17 protein-coding genes are annotated in these 17,241 nt (G+C 43.0%); 14 read left to right on the top strand and 3 right to left on the bottom strand.

Annotated features, from left to right (window positions below; genetic code table 11):
- Nucleotides 1–390: 390 nt before the first annotated feature.
- Nucleotides 391–1,050, bottom strand: coding sequence for a histidine phosphatase family protein (locus tag HU830_RS03465; RefSeq protein WP_176942389.1), 660 nt, complete (start codon nt 1,048–1,050; stop codon nt 391–393).
- Between the two features lie 187 nt (nt 1,051–1,237).
- Between HU830_RS03465 and HU830_RS03460 the strand changes: the two genes are divergently transcribed.
- The 5 genes from HU830_RS03460 to HU830_RS03440 are packed head-to-tail and all read left to right on the top strand — an operon-like array spanning nt 1,238 to nt 7,225.
- On the top strand, nt 1,238–2,632 hold the full coding sequence (locus tag HU830_RS03460; protein ID WP_176942388.1) for a class II fumarate hydratase: 1,395 nt from the start codon (nt 1,238–1,240) through the stop codon (nt 2,630–2,632).
- A 2-nt stretch (nt 2,633–2,634) separates the two neighbouring features.
- Nucleotides 2,635–4,035 (top strand): flavocytochrome c, encoded by a 1,401-nt coding sequence (locus HU830_RS03455; protein ID WP_176942387.1) that lies wholly within the window; start codon nt 2,635–2,637, stop codon nt 4,033–4,035.
- Between the two features lie 5 nt (nt 4,036–4,040).
- Nucleotides 4,041–4,967 carry an L-lactate dehydrogenase gene (locus tag HU830_RS03450; protein WP_176942386.1) on the top strand — a complete coding sequence of 309 codons (927 nt, stop codon included), beginning with the start codon at nt 4,041–4,043 and terminating at the stop codon, nt 4,965–4,967.
- 14 nt (nt 4,968–4,981) lie between these two features.
- Nucleotides 4,982–6,400, top strand: coding sequence for an anion permease (locus HU830_RS03445; protein ID WP_176942385.1), 1,419 nt, complete (start codon nt 4,982–4,984; stop codon nt 6,398–6,400).
- Between the two features lie 39 nt (nt 6,401–6,439).
- Entirely contained in the window at nt 6,440–7,225 is a 786-nt protein-coding gene (locus tag HU830_RS03440; RefSeq protein WP_176942384.1) for an alpha/beta fold hydrolase, read from the top strand.
- Here the strand turns inward: HU830_RS03440 and HU830_RS03435 are convergent.
- Nucleotides 7,209–8,168, bottom strand: a complete 960-nt coding sequence (locus HU830_RS03435) for a sugar-binding transcriptional regulator (RefSeq protein ID WP_176942383.1) — start codon at nt 8,166–8,168, stop codon at nt 7,209–7,211. The two genes, HU830_RS03440 and HU830_RS03435, sit on opposite strands and share 17 nt — an antisense overlap.
- A 208-nt stretch (nt 8,169–8,376) precedes the next feature.
- Between HU830_RS03435 and HU830_RS03430 the strand changes: the two genes are divergently transcribed.
- The 8 genes from HU830_RS03430 to HU830_RS03395 all read left to right on the top strand — a co-directional run bounded on the left by HU830_RS03430 (nt 8,377) and on the right by HU830_RS03395 (nt 15,827).
- Nucleotides 8,377–9,537 carry an NAD(P)-dependent malic enzyme gene (locus tag HU830_RS03430; protein ID WP_176942382.1) on the top strand — a complete coding sequence of 387 codons (1,161 nt, stop codon included), beginning with the start codon at nt 8,377–8,379 and terminating at the stop codon, nt 9,535–9,537.
- 18 nt (nt 9,538–9,555) lie between these two features.
- Complete coding sequence (gene citC, locus HU830_RS03425; RefSeq protein ID WP_176942381.1) at nt 9,556–10,614, top strand: [citrate (pro-3S)-lyase] ligase; 1,059 nt, start codon at nt 9,556–9,558, stop codon at nt 10,612–10,614.
- Nucleotides 10,604–10,897: a citrate lyase acyl carrier protein gene (citD, locus tag HU830_RS03420; RefSeq protein WP_176942380.1), complete on the top strand. Its 294-nt coding sequence runs from the start codon at nt 10,604–10,606 to the stop codon at nt 10,895–10,897. Before citC ends, citD begins: the two co-directional genes overlap by 11 nt.
- 1 nt (nt 10,898) lies before the next feature.
- Nucleotides 10,899–11,813, top strand: coding sequence for a citrate (pro-3S)-lyase subunit beta (gene citE / locus HU830_RS03415; RefSeq protein WP_176942379.1), 915 nt, complete (start codon nt 10,899–10,901; stop codon nt 11,811–11,813).
- The gene (citF, locus tag HU830_RS03410; RefSeq protein WP_176942378.1) at nt 11,803–13,341 is read left to right on the top strand and encodes a citrate lyase subunit alpha; all 1,539 of its coding nucleotides are present in this window, start codon (nt 11,803–11,805) and stop codon (nt 13,339–13,341) included. Before citE ends, citF begins: the two co-directional genes overlap by 11 nt.
- Nucleotides 13,342–13,535: 194 nt before the next feature.
- A complete protein-coding gene (citX, locus tag HU830_RS03405) occupies nt 13,536–14,072 on the top strand; it encodes a citrate lyase holo-[acyl-carrier protein] synthase (protein WP_176942377.1) in 537 nt (178 codons plus the stop codon).
- Between the two features lie 10 nt (nt 14,073–14,082).
- Nucleotides 14,083–14,943: a triphosphoribosyl-dephospho-CoA synthase gene (locus HU830_RS03400; protein ID WP_176942407.1), complete on the top strand. Its 861-nt coding sequence runs from the start codon at nt 14,083–14,085 to the stop codon at nt 14,941–14,943.
- Complete coding sequence (locus HU830_RS03395; protein WP_176942376.1) at nt 14,940–15,827, top strand: LysR family transcriptional regulator; 888 nt, start codon at nt 14,940–14,942, stop codon at nt 15,825–15,827. The genes HU830_RS03400 and HU830_RS03395 overlap by 4 nt, the downstream gene beginning before the upstream one ends.
- A 53-nt stretch (nt 15,828–15,880) precedes the next feature.
- On the opposite strand, the gene HU830_RS03390 is transcribed toward HU830_RS03395, so the two are convergent.
- Complete coding sequence (locus HU830_RS03390) at nt 15,881–16,786, bottom strand: proline-specific peptidase family protein (protein WP_176942375.1); 906 nt, start codon at nt 16,784–16,786, stop codon at nt 15,881–15,883.
- Nucleotides 16,787–16,876: 90 nt separating this feature from the next.
- Here HU830_RS03390 and HU830_RS03385 point away from each other — a divergent pair, with 90 nt between their 5' ends.
- On the top strand, nt 16,877–17,089 hold the full coding sequence (locus HU830_RS03385) for a hypothetical protein (protein ID WP_176942374.1): 213 nt from the start codon (nt 16,877–16,879) through the stop codon (nt 17,087–17,089).
- Nucleotides 17,090–17,241: the final 152 nt, after the last annotated feature.

The raw sequence follows: 17,241 nt of genomic DNA, 5'->3' as shown, positions 1-17,241 counted from the left end.
GCAACATGCTCAAGTCATTTATGGGCAAGATGCCAACTACATCTTGCCGATGTTCGCGGCCTTGGCAGTGCTTTACTTCATCACTTGCTTTGGTTTATCTTTGGTTGGAAATTGGATTGATCGTCATCTGGCTTAAATTAAAAAACGATTGAAAAAATAAGCTCATTTTTTCAATCGTTTTTTTTTGTGGCTGTTATTCTTTATTTTCTAAAGTGAGAATTTCAGTTGTAGTTTCAAAACCAACTCGTTGACAAATTTTAGGAGTAATTTAGTTAGCAGCTTTCACCGGCTGTCGGGGTTTATTGCTAAAGTTATTGCCCCTGGTGCTGGTGGCTTTGGTTAGCCATCAAAGTAGTTGTTAGCTTGAATTGAGTTTTTCTGGAAAAATTTTTAGTCAATCAAGGAGTGATTATAATCTGTAACAATTGTTTGACCTTGGTCGCGGGTAATGAGAGTCAGACTGGAATTTGCTGGAGTAGAGTTAACAGTAAAGGAACCATCGCCGTATTTAGAAGCAATAGATTTGATAGTATTACCGTGACTGACAAGTAAAATTTTATCCCCTTCGTGAGCTAAGGTATCAAGATAGTCAAAGCCGTGGTCGATTCGAGTCCAATACTCTGTGGCATTTTCTGCGTCGTGGAAGGGATCGGCTTCCTTCATCCAGTCTTTGGTCTGGTCATAACTGACTTCGGGACCTAAGTCGGCAAGACTTTTGTAACCGTGAGGGGCCAGAACTTGGTACCAAGCTTCGGCAGAGAACATTCCTTCAAAAGAACCATAGAAACTTTCCCGAAAGTCGGTCAATTTTTGCGGCTGCAAGTGGTCATGGCGGCAATTAGCCGCGGTAATAATTTGGCAAGTATCAATTGCTCGGCGAGCGTCGGATGAAAAAGCAGCGGCGAAAGGAACCGTGGCTAATTTTTCGGCAGCTTGTTGAGCTACCTTTTCTCCGGCCGGGGTGAGGGGAGTATCTGACCAACCCTGAATTTTTTGATAATGGTTAAACCAAGTTTGTCCGTGACGGATGCAATAAATTGTATATTTCATAAGAAAACCTCCTCGATTTTGATAATGACCAGTTTTTACTTTAGTGTACCAAACTTCAGGAGTATCGCGGCAGGGAAGTAGATAATAAATAAAAGTAATCACTTTATTAAAATTTGACTATCATGGAATTAAGTTAGTATATTTAAAATAGCAATTGTGAATTAATTCACCAAAGGAGAAGATTAAGATGACTGAATATCGTACGGAAGCTGATACCTTAGGCACTGTTCAAATTCCGGCTACTGCCTTGTGGGGTGCCCAGACAGAACGGAGTCGCAATAATTTTCAAGCCGGAGCAAAAATGCCTCTAGCTTTGATTAAAACTCTTTTACAAATTAAAAAAGCCGCTGCTCAAGCTAATCAAGTCGCCGGAAACTTAGCGGTAACTAAAGCCCAGCTGATTGTTCAAGCCATTGATCAATTATTGGCTTTAGATGATCAACAATTGAGGGCCGACTTTCCCTTAGTAATTTATCAAACTGGTTCCGGAACGCAAACGAACATGAACGTGAATGAAGTCGTCGCCCACCTAGCTCAGAAACTAGATTCGACCGTGGAAATTTTACCGAATGATCATGTTAATCAAGGCCAAAGTTCTAACGATATTTTTCCGACAGCAATGAATATAACGGCGGCGGTAGCCATTAAAGAATTATTGCCAGCCTTGGCTAATTTAATTGCCCAATTAAAAATTAAACAGAAAACTTATTGGAAGGTCGTTAAAATCGGCCGCACTCATTTACAAGATGCGACCCCGTTGACTTTTGGTCAAGAAGTTAGTGGCTGGGTCAGCATGTTGGAACATGATTACCAATATTTAGAACAGTTAGCCCCAACTCTCAATGAATTAGCGATGGGCGGAACCGCCGTCGGAACTGGTCTCAATGCCGCCCCACATTTTGCGGAGTTAATTGCCGAAAAAATGAGTGCTTGTTATGGAGTCAACTTTACCGCCCAAAGCAATAAGTTCGCGGGTTTAGCCGCTCATTCCGGTCTCAATGTTGTTCACGGAGCCTTGAAAACTTTGGCGGCAGATTTGATGAAGATTGCTAATGATGTCCGCTTCTTGGGCAGTGGCCCACGAGCTGGTTACGGTGAATTAAATATTCCGGCTAATGAACCGGGATCTTCAATCATGCCGGGGAAGGTTAACCCCACTCAAGCAGAAGCAATCACCATGGCGGCCGTGCGGGTTATGGGAAATGATGTCGTGGTTGACTTAGCGGCTAGTCAGGGGAACTTCGAAATGAATGTTTATAAGCCGGTTTTGATTAGTGCCTTCTTAGAATCAGCCGAATTATTGACCCAAACCATGACCGCTTTTGCTGAAAAAATGATCGCTGGTTTAACTGTCAATGAAGAACGGATGTCCGAATTAGTTGATCGTTCTTTGATGACGGTCACAGCTTTATCACCTCATATTGGCTATCATGCGAGTGCCCAAATTGCCCAAGCAGCTGAACAAGCAGGGACAAGTTTACGAGAGGCCGCTTTAGCTTCTAGCAAAGTGACGGCCGAACAGTTTGAACAATGGGTGGTCCCTTTAAAAATGACTAATATTCAAAACCTTCAGGAGGATTAATTATGGCGACAAAATTTGTTTTTCATCCTACGGATCCAACTCAGTTACAAGAACAGTACGATTTAATAATTATTGGTTCTGGGGGTACTGGTTTAACTAGTGCCTTACAAGCCTATGAATTAGGCTTGCATCCCGTGATTTTAGAAAAAAATACCCAAATTGGGGGCAATACAACCCGGGCATCTTCAGGAATGAATGCTGCGGAGACTAATATTCAATTGCAACATCAGATTGTCGATAGTTTCGCGGAATTTTACCAAGATACCTTGCAAGGTGGGGGACAAAAGAATAATCCTCACTTGTTGCACTACTTTACCGAACATAGTGCCTTAGCGATTGATTGGCTGGCCCAACATGGGATTGAATTGACCGATTTGACGATTACTGGTGGCATGAAAATTAAGCGGACTCATCGTCCAGCTTCCATGGCGCCCATTGGGGGTTTCTTAGTTAATCAACTTTTGCAACAAATTGCCCAAGCTCAAATTCCTTTATTTACCGAAGTTGCAGTTACGCAGATTTTACAAGCGCAGGGAAAAGTAAGTGGAGTTCAAGTTAAACAAGCTGGTCAAGAAAAGACGATTGCTGCGGCAGCGGTTATTTTAGCGACGGGCGGTTTTGGAGCTAGTTCCCAACTTTTAGAAAAATACCGACCTGATTTACGTAATTTAAAAACGACTAATCAGCCCGGAGCGACTGGTGATGGAATTAAGTTGGCGCAAGCAGCGGGCGCGGACTTGGTAGATATGGACCAAGTCCAAGTTCATCCGACAGTTCAACAAGAAAGTGACCATGCCTTCTTGATCGGTGAAGCAGTTCGTGGAGAAGGAGCCATTCTGGTTGACCAAAATGGGGAGCGTTTTGTCAATGAGTTAGCAACCCGGAAGGAAGTAACGGCCGCAATTGATTGCTTGCCGGGGCGTAAAGCTAGCTTGATTTTTGATCAGGAAGTTCGTCAAAGGGTTCAAGCCATCGAATTTTATGATCATATTGGCCTCGTTTTGACGGCAACTACTTGGGCCGGCTTAGCCCAACAAAATCAGTGGGAGCCAGCGACATTGACTACCACAATCCAAAATTGGAACCAAGTGGTTACTCAAAAGGCGCTTGATCCCTTGGGCCGGACCACAGGCCGCCATACTTTAACTACGAGACCATTTTACGCGATTCATATTGCCCCGGCGGTTCATTACACGATGGGGGGCGTGGTCATTAATGAATTGACGCAAGTTTTGACTCCTGAACAAAAGGTAATCCCCGGTTTATTCGCAGCTGGTGAAGTTGCAGGCGGTCTCCATGGTAATAACCGCATTGGAGGAAATTCGATTGCCGAAACGGTTATTTTTGGCCGCCAAGCTGGACAACAAGCCTTTAAATATTGCAAAACTTTAATAGGGGGATGAGAAGAATGAATTTTGCCCAACCAAAAATTATGTTAGTGGGTGCCGGAGCTGTAGGTAGCTCTTTTGCCTTTTCTTTATTACAGACTTACGCGCCCGCGGAATTGATGATTGTCGATGTTAAAGCCGACTTTGCTCAAGGAAACGTTTGGGATCTGGAAGATTTGCAGGCCTTTAGTCGATCAACAAAGATTAGCGTGGGTACTTATGCCCAAGCACAAGATGCTGATATTGTCGTGATTACCGCTGGCGTTCCTCGCCAAACCGGCGAAACGCGGCTCGATTTGATCAATAAAAATCGTAAAATTCTTCAAAGTATTATTGAACCAATTGTCGCTAGTGGTTTTGCTGGTTATTTTGTAGTGTCTAGTAATCCAGTGGATATTTTGACGCAACTAACCGCCGAATTGTCAGGCTTTGACCGCCGGCGGGTGATTGGAACCGGGACTTTATTAGATACGGCTCGTTTTAAAGTAGCCTTGGCACGGAAAATCGCTGCTGATCCGCAAGGAATTAATGCTTATGTTCTGGGAGAGCACGGCGACAGTTCCTTTGTCAACTTTTCGGAAATTACGGTTGACGGTCGGCCTTTTCAAGAAGTTGCCACTTTAACTGCCACGGAAAAAGCGGAGCTGGAAGCCGCTGTCCATCAAAAAGGTGGCAAAATTATTCAAGCTAAAGGAGCAACTTTTTACGGAGTTGCCCGTTATTTGGGGAAAATTTGTCAGGCTATTTTAGAAAATCAAAATCTTGTTTTGCCAGTTTCTGCTCCTTTGACGGGGCAGTATGGTTTAGACAATCTGTATCTAGGAACACCAGCTATCTTGAATAATACGGGGATTGCTCAAGTCTTAGAAGTTCCTCTAACAGCTGGCGAACAAATTAAAATGCAAGACTCAGCAACCCAATTACAGAAGATTTTAAAAGACATTTAAAGTGAGGAAAGAAGATGCAGTTATATCAGATTAAATATCGCAAATTTTTGTGGCCGGTTTTAATCGGCCTAGCCTTTTGGCTGGCTACTCCTCTGCGACCGGAAGGAGTTTCCGGTGCTGCTTGGCATATTTTAGCCTTATTTGTGGCGACAATTATTGGCTGTATTACTCAGCCCTTACCTATTACCGGCGTGGCTATCATCGGAATTACTTTGACCGTCTTGTTGAAAGTGGTGCCGATGGATGTGGCGATGAGTAGTTTTGGCAATGGAACTGTCTGGATGATTGCCATGGCCTACTTTATGTCGCGGGGCTTTATTAATACGGGCTTGGGCCATCGCATTGCTTTGAATTTCGTGAAGTTGTTTGGTAAACGGACTTTGGGCTTGGCTTACGCCTTGATTGGCGTTGATCTTATTACAGCGCCAGCGACACCTAGTAATACAGCCCGGGCGGGAGGAATTGTTTATCCAATTATTCAAGCTCTGGCGGAAACTTTTGGCTCCCGAGCTGGTGATGGCAGCGAAAGAAAGATGGGCTCTTTTCTGGTTTTTTCCGAATTTCACGGAAATTTAATTACTAGTGGAATGTTTATGACCGCCATGGCTCCGAATTTAGTGGCTGTTAGCTTGGCCAAAACGCTCCATGTCAACTTAACTTGGATGGGTTGGTTTTGTGCCGCCATAGTTCCCGGATTAATTAGTTTGCTAGTGGTTCCCTACCTGATTTATAAGTTATATCCGCCGCAAATTAAAGATACGCCGAATGCTAAAGCTTGGGCTGAAGATGAACTCCAGAAATTGGGGCGCTTATCGCTACCTGAAAAAATAATGGCTACCGTTTTTATCTTAGCTTTAGTCTTATGGATGTTATCGAGTTTTATTGACTTATCTGCCGCTTTAGTTGCTTTTTTGGCGGTTTCCTTACTCTTAATTTGTGGAGTTTTGTCAGTTGACGATGTTTTACAAGAAAAAGGTGCTTGGAATACTTTAGTTTGGTTTTCAATTTTAATTTTCATGGCTAATGAATTAAATAAATTAGGCTTCATTCCTTGGCTATCCAAGACGATCAGCCATAGTTTAACCGGGATTAGTTGGGGCTGGGTTTTGGCTATTTTAATGCTTTTTTACTTCTATATTCACTACTTATTTGCGAGTGGGACTGCCCATGTTTCAGCAATGTATGGCGCTCTTTTGGGAGTTGCTATTTCGGCGGGAGCCCCACCAGTTTTAGCTGCGATGTTATTAGGTTTTACCGGGGCACTCTATTCTTCGACCACTCATTATGCTAACGGTCCAGCTTCGGTCCTCTTTGGAACGGGGTATGTAGATCAAGCTTCTTGGTGGAAACTGAATGCTTTATTAGGACTTTTTTATCTAGTCATTTGGGGTGGATTGGGAACAATTTGGATGAAAGTTATCGGAATTTGGTAAACTAGGAGCTATCTCAAAGTAAGGGAAGTTACATTTATTATGGAATTAATCACTAGTGATCACGTCCGCCTCAACTATACTGATCAAGGTCAAGGACCAATCTGGATCTTATTGTCGGGAATTGGTTGTTTTGCGGCTGTTTGGCGCCCCACCCAAGATTTTCTAGTTAAAGCCGGCTATCGAGTAATCACCTTAGATGCCCGCAATCAAGGCTTATCTGAACATACTTGGCGGGGACGACGGATTAGTCGTCATGCAGCCGATGTGCACGAATTAGTAGAACATTTAGCTTTAAAGGAATTTGGTGCCTTAGGGAATTCTTTAGGAGCAGCTACTTGGTGGGCATACTGTTCCTTATTTGGCAGTAAAAAAATTCGGGCCCTGATCGATCTTGATCAAAGTCCGAAAATGTTGCAAACACCTGATTGGTCCTGGGGCTTTAAAGATTTGACGTCCGAAAACTTCTTTACTAGTTTGAGTTTGCCACTTGGGCGAGCTACCATTCAAAAGATGCCCGATGATGTCTATGCTGAAATCCAGGTTTTACAAGAAGAAAACCCCTATGATCCGGAATTAAATTATCCTCTCTTAGCCGATCACGCTCTCCAAGACTGGCGGGATGTGATTTTGACCTTAACTTGCCCGCAGTTATTTATTGCCGGACAAGAGTCGCCTTTCTTTAATCCCGACTTTGCGACTCACGCAGCGGAGATGGCTCCACGAGGTCAAGCCCAAGTTATTGCGCAGTCCGGTCACTTACCAATGTTGGAACAGCCGGTAGCTTTTCAAAAAGTCATGACTGATTTTCTTAGAACTGACTTTTAAGCTTTTGGGCCTGCAAGACTCGATTAGCAACTCCTTCGCTAGTAATCGCCGTCGTAATCAACTGACCGCGTAAAGCTGCTAAGAAGGCCGTACTTTTGAACTTACTGCGAACTACAGCGACCCGCCGGGGAATTTGGAAAATGGTAGCCATGGAAGCTCCTAAAGCTTTGTCTGTTTTTGAATTTAGGATTTGTCCTTGCAGATCAAAGGGCCGTCCGTAAAGAATACCGGCAATTTTTTCAGGATTGACCCCGGCGAGAATTACTGATTTATGAGCCCGCCAAGTGGGAATACTGTCGAAAGAAGCTGCGGTTCCTAAGCCGGTAAAGAGGTAATCAGCTTGCTGCAAAGCATTAAAAGCCACTTCTAAGGCTGGTTCTTGTTCCAGTTGTTGGCGGGTATGATCATCGAGTACGTAAAGGGGAGCCGGAAGAGTATAGTAATGAGCACCAAACTTAGCGGCGGCCTTTTGAGTTAGTGGAGTGGAGCCGGAAGGAGAATCGTATTTGAGATCATTGCCCATTAAAGGGGTAAAAACGAGATCATCTAAAGCTTGTGGTTGAAAATGGTTAATAATTCCCGAAACGGTCGAACCCCAAGTCATGGCTACGAAATGGGTGTTTTTGATTTGTTCTTGAATCACATTGGCTGCAAATTCAAGTAAATTTTCACTTCGATCCGTGAAACTATCCGTATCTTTAATGATATAAACCTGATTGAGACCAAATTCAGCCTTAAACTTAGCTTCCATTTCCAGGTTTCGATTGATGGGAGATTTGATTTGGATCTGGACAATCCCGTTACTGACAGCTTCTTTAAGAGATTTAGTAATTAAATAACGACTTAAATGATATTTTTGCGAAATTTCGCCCAAAGTCATTTGGGATAAGTAATAGTCGCGGGCAATATTAGCTAAGCGACTTTCGGCTTCGATATTTTGCATTAATAGGAGTCTCCTTTGAGAATCGGCGCAAGATTAGGCTAGTTATAAAGTTAATTATCCTCATTTTAGCAGAGTTTAGCTGTAATGGCCTGCTTTAAATTTTTTAAAAAATAAGCTTTAATTTGAAAAATTAAAAAAACAGTGTATACTGATTTTTAGATAAGAACAAAGCTCGCATTTGAGCCTGTTCACGAGGAGATGCACACTGATGTCAGAATCGGAATTGGCAGAAATCTTAAAACTCCATGCTGAACATACTGGAGTTTTAGATATCAAGTCAGATTTAGAAGTGAAGAACCGGGCCGATTTAGGCAAAGCTTATACTCCAGGAGTTTCAGCTTTATCGAAAAAAATTGCCCAAGATCATAGTTTAAAAAATAAATATACCCTGAGCGGAAAGTTAGTAGCTTTAATTAGTGACGGAACAGCCGTTTTGGGTCTCGGAGACATTGGTCCCGAAGGCAGTTTACCAGTTATTGAGGGTAAGGCCTTATTGTATAAGGACTTGGCCGGGATCGACGCTCTACCAGTCGCTGTTCAACCAGTAGCAATCGATGAGTTTGTCAAAACGGTTAAGAATATTTCCCTATCCTTTGCGGGAATCCATTTAGAAGATATCAAAGCTCCTCGTTGCTTTGAAATCGAAGAACAATTACAAAAATTAGTTGATATTCCGGTTTATCATGATGATCAAGAAGGAACTGCAATTGTAGTTTTGGCTGGTTTAATCAATGCCGCTCAAGTTGTCGGTAAGAAGTTGGCCGATCTCAAGATCGTCATCAATGGTGTCGGAGCTTCCGGTTGGGCAACCGCACGGTTGCTTTACCAAGCAGGAATTCGGAATTTAACTTTAGTGGATATTCACGGAGTTATTACACCTAATGATCAGCGTTACAATTCCTATCAACGCCAATTAGCCCAAGACTTGGGTGTCGATAATCAGCAACAAGATCAAGTTTTGAGTGATGTAATTGCGGGGCAAGATGTCTTCATTGGTTTATCCGATAAGAATGTTTTAACCGCCGAAGATGTTCAACAAATGAACGCTCAGCCAATTATTTTTGCTCTAGCTAATCCAATTCCGGAAATTGATCCTGCTGTAGCACAAAAGGCTGGAGCAGCAGTGATTGCTACGGGTTCTAGTCAGTATCCAAACCAAGTTAATAATATTTTAGCTTTCCCCGGTTTGTTTAAAGGCTTGTTACAACGCGATTTGAAACGGGTTGACTACGGCCTACAAACTGCGATTGCCCAAGCTTTAGCAAACTTAGTTTCTGATCCGAAAGCCGAAAATATTATTCCGGGTGTCTTCAATGATCAAGTCGTACCTGCCGTAACCGAAGCGGTTTTAGCTTATCAACCCCAATAGAAATCGAGGAGCTTGTAGATGAATCCGGTAGTGGAATTGAACTTAAAAGATCCAGCAGTTTACCAGCAATGGCGGGACTTTTTAACTGCCCGTGGGATTTTGAATTTTGCCTCTTCAGAAGTTGAACAAATTGATTTGACCTTAGGCTTATATGATGAAGACCAAGATTTGGTGGCTACTGCTTCAGTCGCCCAAAACATTATTAAGTATGTGGGTGTCTGTTCGAAAAATAGTGTTCCGGGAGCGCGTTTTAATAAGATCATTAGTTCTTTAACTAGTCACTTATTTCAAAATAATATTTTTCATCTATTGGTTTTTACCAAGCCCAAGTACGTAGTCAGTTTTGAGCATGTTGGCTTTAAGGTCTTGGCTCGCACCGAAGAGGCTGTGCTCCTGGAAACCGGGACTCCGGATATCCAAGATTATTTAGCTCAATTACCGCAAGTGCCGGTAAATCCAGCAAGCAAGGTTGCCGGAATTGTGATGAATGCCAATCCTTTTACTTGGGGACATCGCTACTTAATTGAGCAAGCTTTAAAAACGCATGATTATGTTTATGTCTTCGTCGTTAATACGGATGCTTCCCTCTTTTCCACGGCAGAACGGCAAGAATTAGTTCAAGCAGGAGTTGCTGATTTGGGCCATGTCATAGTCGTCAATGGGGGCGATTATTTGGTTAGTTACGCAACTTTTCCGGCTTATTTCTTGCCTAGTTCAACGGACGCCATCACTTATCAAACAACCCTTGATGCCCGGATCTTTCGCGATTTAATTGCTCCAGCTTGTAAAATTACAACGCGTTTTTTGGGGAGCGAACCGCTTTCTAAGACGACGGGGATTTACAATCAGGTGTTGCAAAAAGAATTACCTCCTCAAGTTGCCGTGGAAATTATTCCTCGCAAGTTGACCGCTCAAGAGCAATATATTACCGCGACACAAGTTCGGCAAAAAATTGCCGCGGATGATTTAAATGATTTAGCAACTTTAGTTCCCGAAACTACAGCGACTTTTATCAAGCAACATTGTACGCAGTTACAAGCACGGATTCAGAAAGGAATGAGAATTAATGGAAATTAAAAAGACGGCGGTTGCCGGAACTTTGGAATCTTCCGATGTTCAAATTATGTTAGCTGCAGGAGCAGCAGGAATCGAAATTGAATTAGAATCAGATGTCGCCAAGCAATTTGGTCTCCAAATTAAGCAGACGATTACAGATACTTTAAAGAAAATGGAAATTACCAACGCCAAAGTTAAAGTGGTAGATAAAGGTGCTTTGGATTGTGTAATTAAGGCTCGCACCATCGCTGCTGCTCAACGTGCTTGCGATACAGTTGCGACACCTGCTTGGGAGGTTTTATAAAATGGCTACAAGTAAAGAACGTTTACGCCGGACGATGATGTTTGTGCCCGGAAATAATCCAGCAATGGTTAAAGATGCTGGAATTTACGGCGCTGATTCGATTATGTTTGATCTCGAAGACGCCGTTTCAATTACTGAAAAGGACGCTGCTCGTGACTTAATCTACGAAGCTTTGCAAAGCCAAGATTATGCTGGCGCAGAATTAGTTGTTCGGATTAACGGTGCCGATACGCCATTTTACGACAATGATATTAAGGCCATGGTTAAGGCTGGAATTGATGTCATTCGTTTACCAAAAGTTGAAAATGCCCAAATGATGATTGACTTGGAAGCTGCTGTTTTAGCAGCTGAAAAAGAATTCAGCCGGGCTGAAGGTTCAACCAAGGTGATGGCAGCAATTGAAAGCGCCCAAGGCGTTTTGAATGCTCCCGAAATTGCGGCTGCTTCCGAACGAATGATTGGGATTGCTTTGTCTGCGGAAGACTACACAACCGATATGAAGACTCATCGTTATCCTGATGGTGCAGAATTACAATTTGCACGTCAAATGGTGCTTCATGCTGCTCGGGCTGCGGGAATTGCTGCCTTTGATACGGTCTTCACCAATATGAATGATACCGAAGGCTTCTATCGCGAAACTGAATATATTCATCAACTTGGTTTTGATGGCAAGTCCTTGGTTAATCCGCGGCAAATTGAAATGGTTAATAAGGTTTATGAACCAACTAAAGCGGAAATTGATAATGCCAAAAACGTGGTCAATGCGATTGCCGAAGCCAAGATGAAGGGTTCTGGAGTTATCTCCATGAATGGTCAAATGGTTGACCGACCAGTTGTTTTGCGGGCTCAACGTGTGATGGCTTTAGCAAAAGCTTCGCAAATTATCGATGAGGAGGGTAACTACCTTGAAAAATAATGTCAATCGTGAATTGCCAACAGATTTAATGGAACAACTTGATTATCAAGCTTACCAAACTACTGAAATTGGTGATCCCCAAATTCAACGAGTTGCACCTAAGGTTCATGTCTCAATGGGTGACCAAAAAGTTGTCCAATCAATCCAAGATGTTGTCTCAAAAACTGTTAAAGATGGTATGACAATTTCTTTCCACCACCACTTCCGGAATGGTGACTATGTCTTCAATCAAGTAATGCGCGTAATTATTGATAGTGGAATTCAAGATTTAACTTTAGCTCCTTCCTCTTTAACCGGAGTGATGAATGATATCGTAATCGAAGCCATCAAGAAAGGAACCATTACGAATATTACCAGTTCTGGAATGCGGGGTTCTTTAGGTGACTTTATTTCTCACGGAGGAATGAAGAATCCAGTTATTTTCCGCTCCCACGGGAATCGGGCTCGGGCAATTGAGAGTGGCGAAATTAAAATTGATGTTGCTTTCTTAGGTGTTCCCAATGCTGATCGTTTGGGTAATGCAAACGGAATGGCCGGTAAAGCGGTCTTTGGTTCTTTAGGCTATGCTCTCATGGATGCCCAATATGCTGACCAAGTAGTGCTTTTGACCGATAATTTAGTTGACTACCCGAACACGCCTGCTTCTATCAAGCAAACCCAAGTTGATTATGTGGTTCAAGTTGATGAAGTCGGTGATCCAGATAAGATTGGTTCTGGAGCAACTCGGTTTACGAAGGATCCAAAAGAATTAAAGATTGCTTCCTTAGTTAATGCTGTTATTACTCATTCACCATACTTTAAACAAGGCTTTTCTTTCCAAACTGGTTCTGGTGGAGCTGCCTTAGCCGTAACTCGTTACTTGCGGCAAGCAATGTTAGATGCTAAAATTACAGCCTCCTTTGCTCTAGGGGGAATTACCAAGCCAACAACCGATTTGTTGGAAGAAGGTTTAGTCGACCGGATCATGGATGTCCAAGATTTCGATAAGGGTGCGGCTGAATCAATGCAATCTAACCCGAAGCAACAAGAAATTGATGCTTCTTGGTATGCCGATCCTGATAATAAAGGGGCCATGGTCGATCAACTTGATGTAGCAATTTTAAGTGCTTTGGAAATCGATACGAAGTTTAATGTCAATGTGATGTCTGGTTCAGATGGAGTTATTCGAGGCGCCATTGGTGGACATCAAGATGCTGCTGGAGCTAAGTTGACCATTATCTGTGCTCCTCTAGTTCGGGGCCGGATTGCCACAATTGTTCCGGATGTAACGACCGTGGTTACTCCGGGTGATTCAATTGACGTTGTCGTTACCGAATACGGGATTGCTATTAACCCGAAGCGGGAAGATTTAATCGCTGCTTTGAGTAAGATTCCGGGAGTTCCAGTTTTGCCGATTGATCAACTCCAAGCCTTAGCTGAAAAGAAAGTCGGTCAACCGACACCTTTACAGTTCACTGATCGGACCGTAGCTTTAATTGAATACCGTGATGGAACTTTAATTGATCAAATTAAAGAAGTAAAAGATTAGATAATAGAATAGAAGAGACTGTGACAAAAGTGTCCTCACGTTTGGTCAATCCGAATAAACGTGTCCTATAAGACAGACAAGTCCGTCCAACACACAATAATCCGAATGGGAATCAAACTCTCATTCGGATTATTGTTAACTGTCCTCCTTATTACCCGGTTTATGTAGACTACTATTTTTTGGAAGCGAGAATTATGGCAGATATTTTTCAAACGGGAATTTCCCAAGATATTGCGGCAGTTTTACAACAAAAAGATCAAAGAGTGGCGCGCCAACAGCAATTATTATCCGAAAATCCCCAGGCGACTTTGTTGGATTTGAAATTAAATATTCCTGGCCCGATTAAAAATAATGCTGCTCTGCGGGATTTATTTCAAAGGGGGATTGAGCGACTGAAAGCCCAATTTCCGGGCACTTGGACGGTGAAAACTGCTTGGGATCAGCCCACGGGCAATGAATTAATGGTCTTGACGGATTTAGATTTGGTTACTGCCAAACAGGCGGCGATTCGTTTTGAAGATCAAGATTTCTGGGGACGTTTATTTGATGTCGATCTGTTACAGGAGGGGGATCCTCAGACCATTTCTCGAACCCAGTTGGGACAACCTTTACGCCAATGTTTGATTTGTTCACGTCCAGCCAAGGAGTGTGCCCGGTCTCGCCGGCACTCCGTGGCGGATTTACAAGCGGTGATTAGTCGTTTGTATCATCAAGGAATTGAGAAGGAGTAATCATTTGAAAATGCTAGCGGCCCAAAATCAAATCGTGACCGATGCTTTGCGCGCCTTATTATATGAAGTTAGTGTGCAACCGAAGCCGGGACTAGTTGATCCGGTGAGTCACGGCTCCCATCCGGATATGGATGTTTTTACCTTCATCGACAGTTCTTTGAGTCTGGCACCTTACTTGCGCCAGTGTGTTCAAGCTGGAAGCGAATTTCAAGGACCGGATTTAACGGTACTTTTTCAACAAATTCGGCCGCTAGGTATTGAGGCTGAAAAGACCATGTTGCAAGCTACCGGGGGGGTCAATACGCATAAAGGGGCAATCTTTGCCTTAGGAATTAGTGTTTGTGCACAAGGCTATCGCTTGCAGCATCCTGAACCAGACTTTGTCGAAGTAGTTTGCCAGATGTTAAGTCAGTTGTTAGAAATAGATTTTGCTCCCCAGCAGTTACAGGGCAAATTGACTGCCGGTCAGCGTCAGTATCAGGCCTATGGTTTCACAGGGATTCGTGGAGAAGCAGCGGCTGGCTTTCCAATTGTCATTGAAAAGGCTTTGCCCCGTTTAGAAAGAAGCTCTGGGACGCTTAACCAACGTCTCTTGGATACTTTGATGGAAATTGTCGGCCAAATTCAAGATTCCAACTTGATTAAACGGGCTCATGGCCCCCAAGTTTTGACCCAAGTCCAACAACAAGTCCAACAATATTTTGCCTTAGGCGGGAGTCAGACCGTAGCCGGCAGCCAGTATTTACAAAAATTGGATCAACAATTTACGGCCCAACATTGGAGTTTAGGCGGGAGTGCTGATTTATTGATTGTGACGATCTTCTTGGCTGCACAAAAGGGGATTTTGGAAAGGACGGCAGTTCAAGGATGAAAACCCGCGATCTCGAGTACTTTCAAAAAGTTGTGGAATGTCGAAGTTTTACTCGGGCTGCTGCTCAATGCCAGGTTTCTCAACCGACAGTTACGGCCGCAATTAAACGTTTAGAAAAGGAATTTGCGGTCCAGCTAATCCAGAGGGATCATGTTCACCAACAAATTACGATTACTCGTCCGGGACAAATTTTATACCGACGAACGCGACAGTTGGGACAAGAATTAGTCAGTACCCGGCGCGAACTCTTGGCGACGCAAACTCCCAAGATTCGCCTTGGTTTGCCACCAATTATTGGGACGACCTATTTTCCTCGTCTGGTTCCTGAATTACTCCGGTTAGGGCTGTTAGATCAACTCCAAATTACCGAAAGTGGCTCACAAAAGCTTCTAGAATCTTTGTTGACGGGAAAGATTGATCTGGCACTGTTGGGTTCAGCTTTGCCGCTCCAAAATCCTCGGCTTCAGACAAAAATTATTGGACAGCGGCCTTTTGTCGTTGTCACTAGTCGGCAACATTCTTTAGCGCAGCAGCAAGAGGTCCGTTTTTCCGAATTGGCCCAAGAACAATTTATTGGCTTAACCCAGCAATATGTTCATCCTTATGTTTGGCGGCAATTTTGTCAGTATGCTGGCATTGACCCCCCTTTGCTCTATCGGGCGATGGATATCTCTTGGGTTAAGGGCCTAGTTCAAGCCAATTTAGGGATTTCTTTATTGGTGGTTGATGCAGTCAGTTCGGCAGATGATTTACACTGTTTGAAGTTACAAGAAAACTATCCGGAACATTTCTATATTTCGGTGGCTTATCGCCAAAACTATGTTTTGGCACCTCAGGAAGAACAATTAGTTCAAAGTTTAATAGCTAAAGATTTTGAGATCTAAATAAATAGACCATTGAAAATTTTATTTTTCAATGGTCTATTTTCTAATAATTTTTAAGCATTGAAGTTTCCGGTTTCAACATCTTGAATAAATTGTTTCAGATGTTGGAAGTAAACAGGAGCGTTATCGATCATGTGGTGGTGGCCACCGTTAGGCGTGGTTACCAAACGCGCATGGGGGATTTTTTCTGCCATAGTCCGAGCCGTAGCTAAGGGCATCGTTTCGTGTTCGCCAAAGGTCAACAAGGTGGGTACTTTAATTTCCGAGAGATGTTTCCGGAAATGCCAATCTTTCAACTTCCCAGTAATCACAAATTCGTTATCTCCTTGGAAGACGCCATAGACAGCGGTAGCCATCGTCGAAGCAACGTGGCGAATGGCTTCCGGTTGCTTGCGATCAACGTATTCAGCGTTCAAAATATCGACATAACTTTGGTAGGTTGGATCATCCAGCCGGTTTTCAGCTTCAATTTCTTCCATATAGTGGACTTTATCAGGACCAAGCGTATCTAAGCGACATTGGTTAACGCTTTGGACATATTCATCAATTTCATCCACCATACTGGAGATGATGGCCCCTTTTAAGTGTTGACCATATTTGGCAGCATACAATTGGACCAATAGGCCGCCCCATGATTGGCCGATTAGATAGAAATTATCCAAGCCTAATTTTTGCCGGACTTCTTCCACTTCACCTAAGAAATAATCGTAAGTTAAGTATTTAGCGGCAATTTCAGGGTCACTGTAATCAGGTTGATCGGAGTAAAAAGAGCCCAATTGGTCGTACATATAGACTTCAACGCCCAGATCAGCAAGTTCGTCGCCAAAATTCTCCCAATATTCATGGGTACCACCGGGGCCGCCATGGAGGCATAGTAATTTAATCTCGCCGTGGCCGACACAGCGAGTCCAAAGATGATAGCCATTATCTAAAGTAATAATTTTAGTTCCTGTTCGCATTAAATTTCCTCTTTTCACTAAGACTCTCGTTTATGATAACAAAAACCGCGACTCTTGAGTAGTCAAGCCGCGGTAGGACAATATTTTCTCTTGTTCATCTGGGATATAAATTTAATACCAAAAGGAATAGATGGGGTTACTTTCCTGAAAGAAGACGATACTGAGAGGCTAAAATTAACAGTAACCGAAGGTAGTGGCCAAACGTTCGAAAAGGATTTGGTTGGACCAACTCTGGTTGAGGACATGTTTCTGATTGCCTTGTTAGGATTAGCCATTGAGTTGATTCGTAAAAATCAAAAATAGTCGCCATAAAAGAGTAGTATTAGTTGGTATTTAGTTCAAGAAAAAAGATCAATCTCAATTTGAGGTTGATCTTTTTAACTGATTGGCGTATCTAGTTACGGTAACTTCCCGTAATCGCCCTCATTGTAGCAGATTAGCTAAGGGATAGAAAG

Origin of the sequence: Bombilactobacillus apium, from assembly GCF_013385145.1 — a bacterium.
GTDB classification, from domain to species: Bacteria; Bacillota; Bacilli; order Lactobacillales; family Lactobacillaceae; genus Bombilactobacillus; species Bombilactobacillus apium.
Note: the sequence above shows the minus strand (reverse complement) of the source record. Positions and strands in the feature narration are given on the sequence as shown.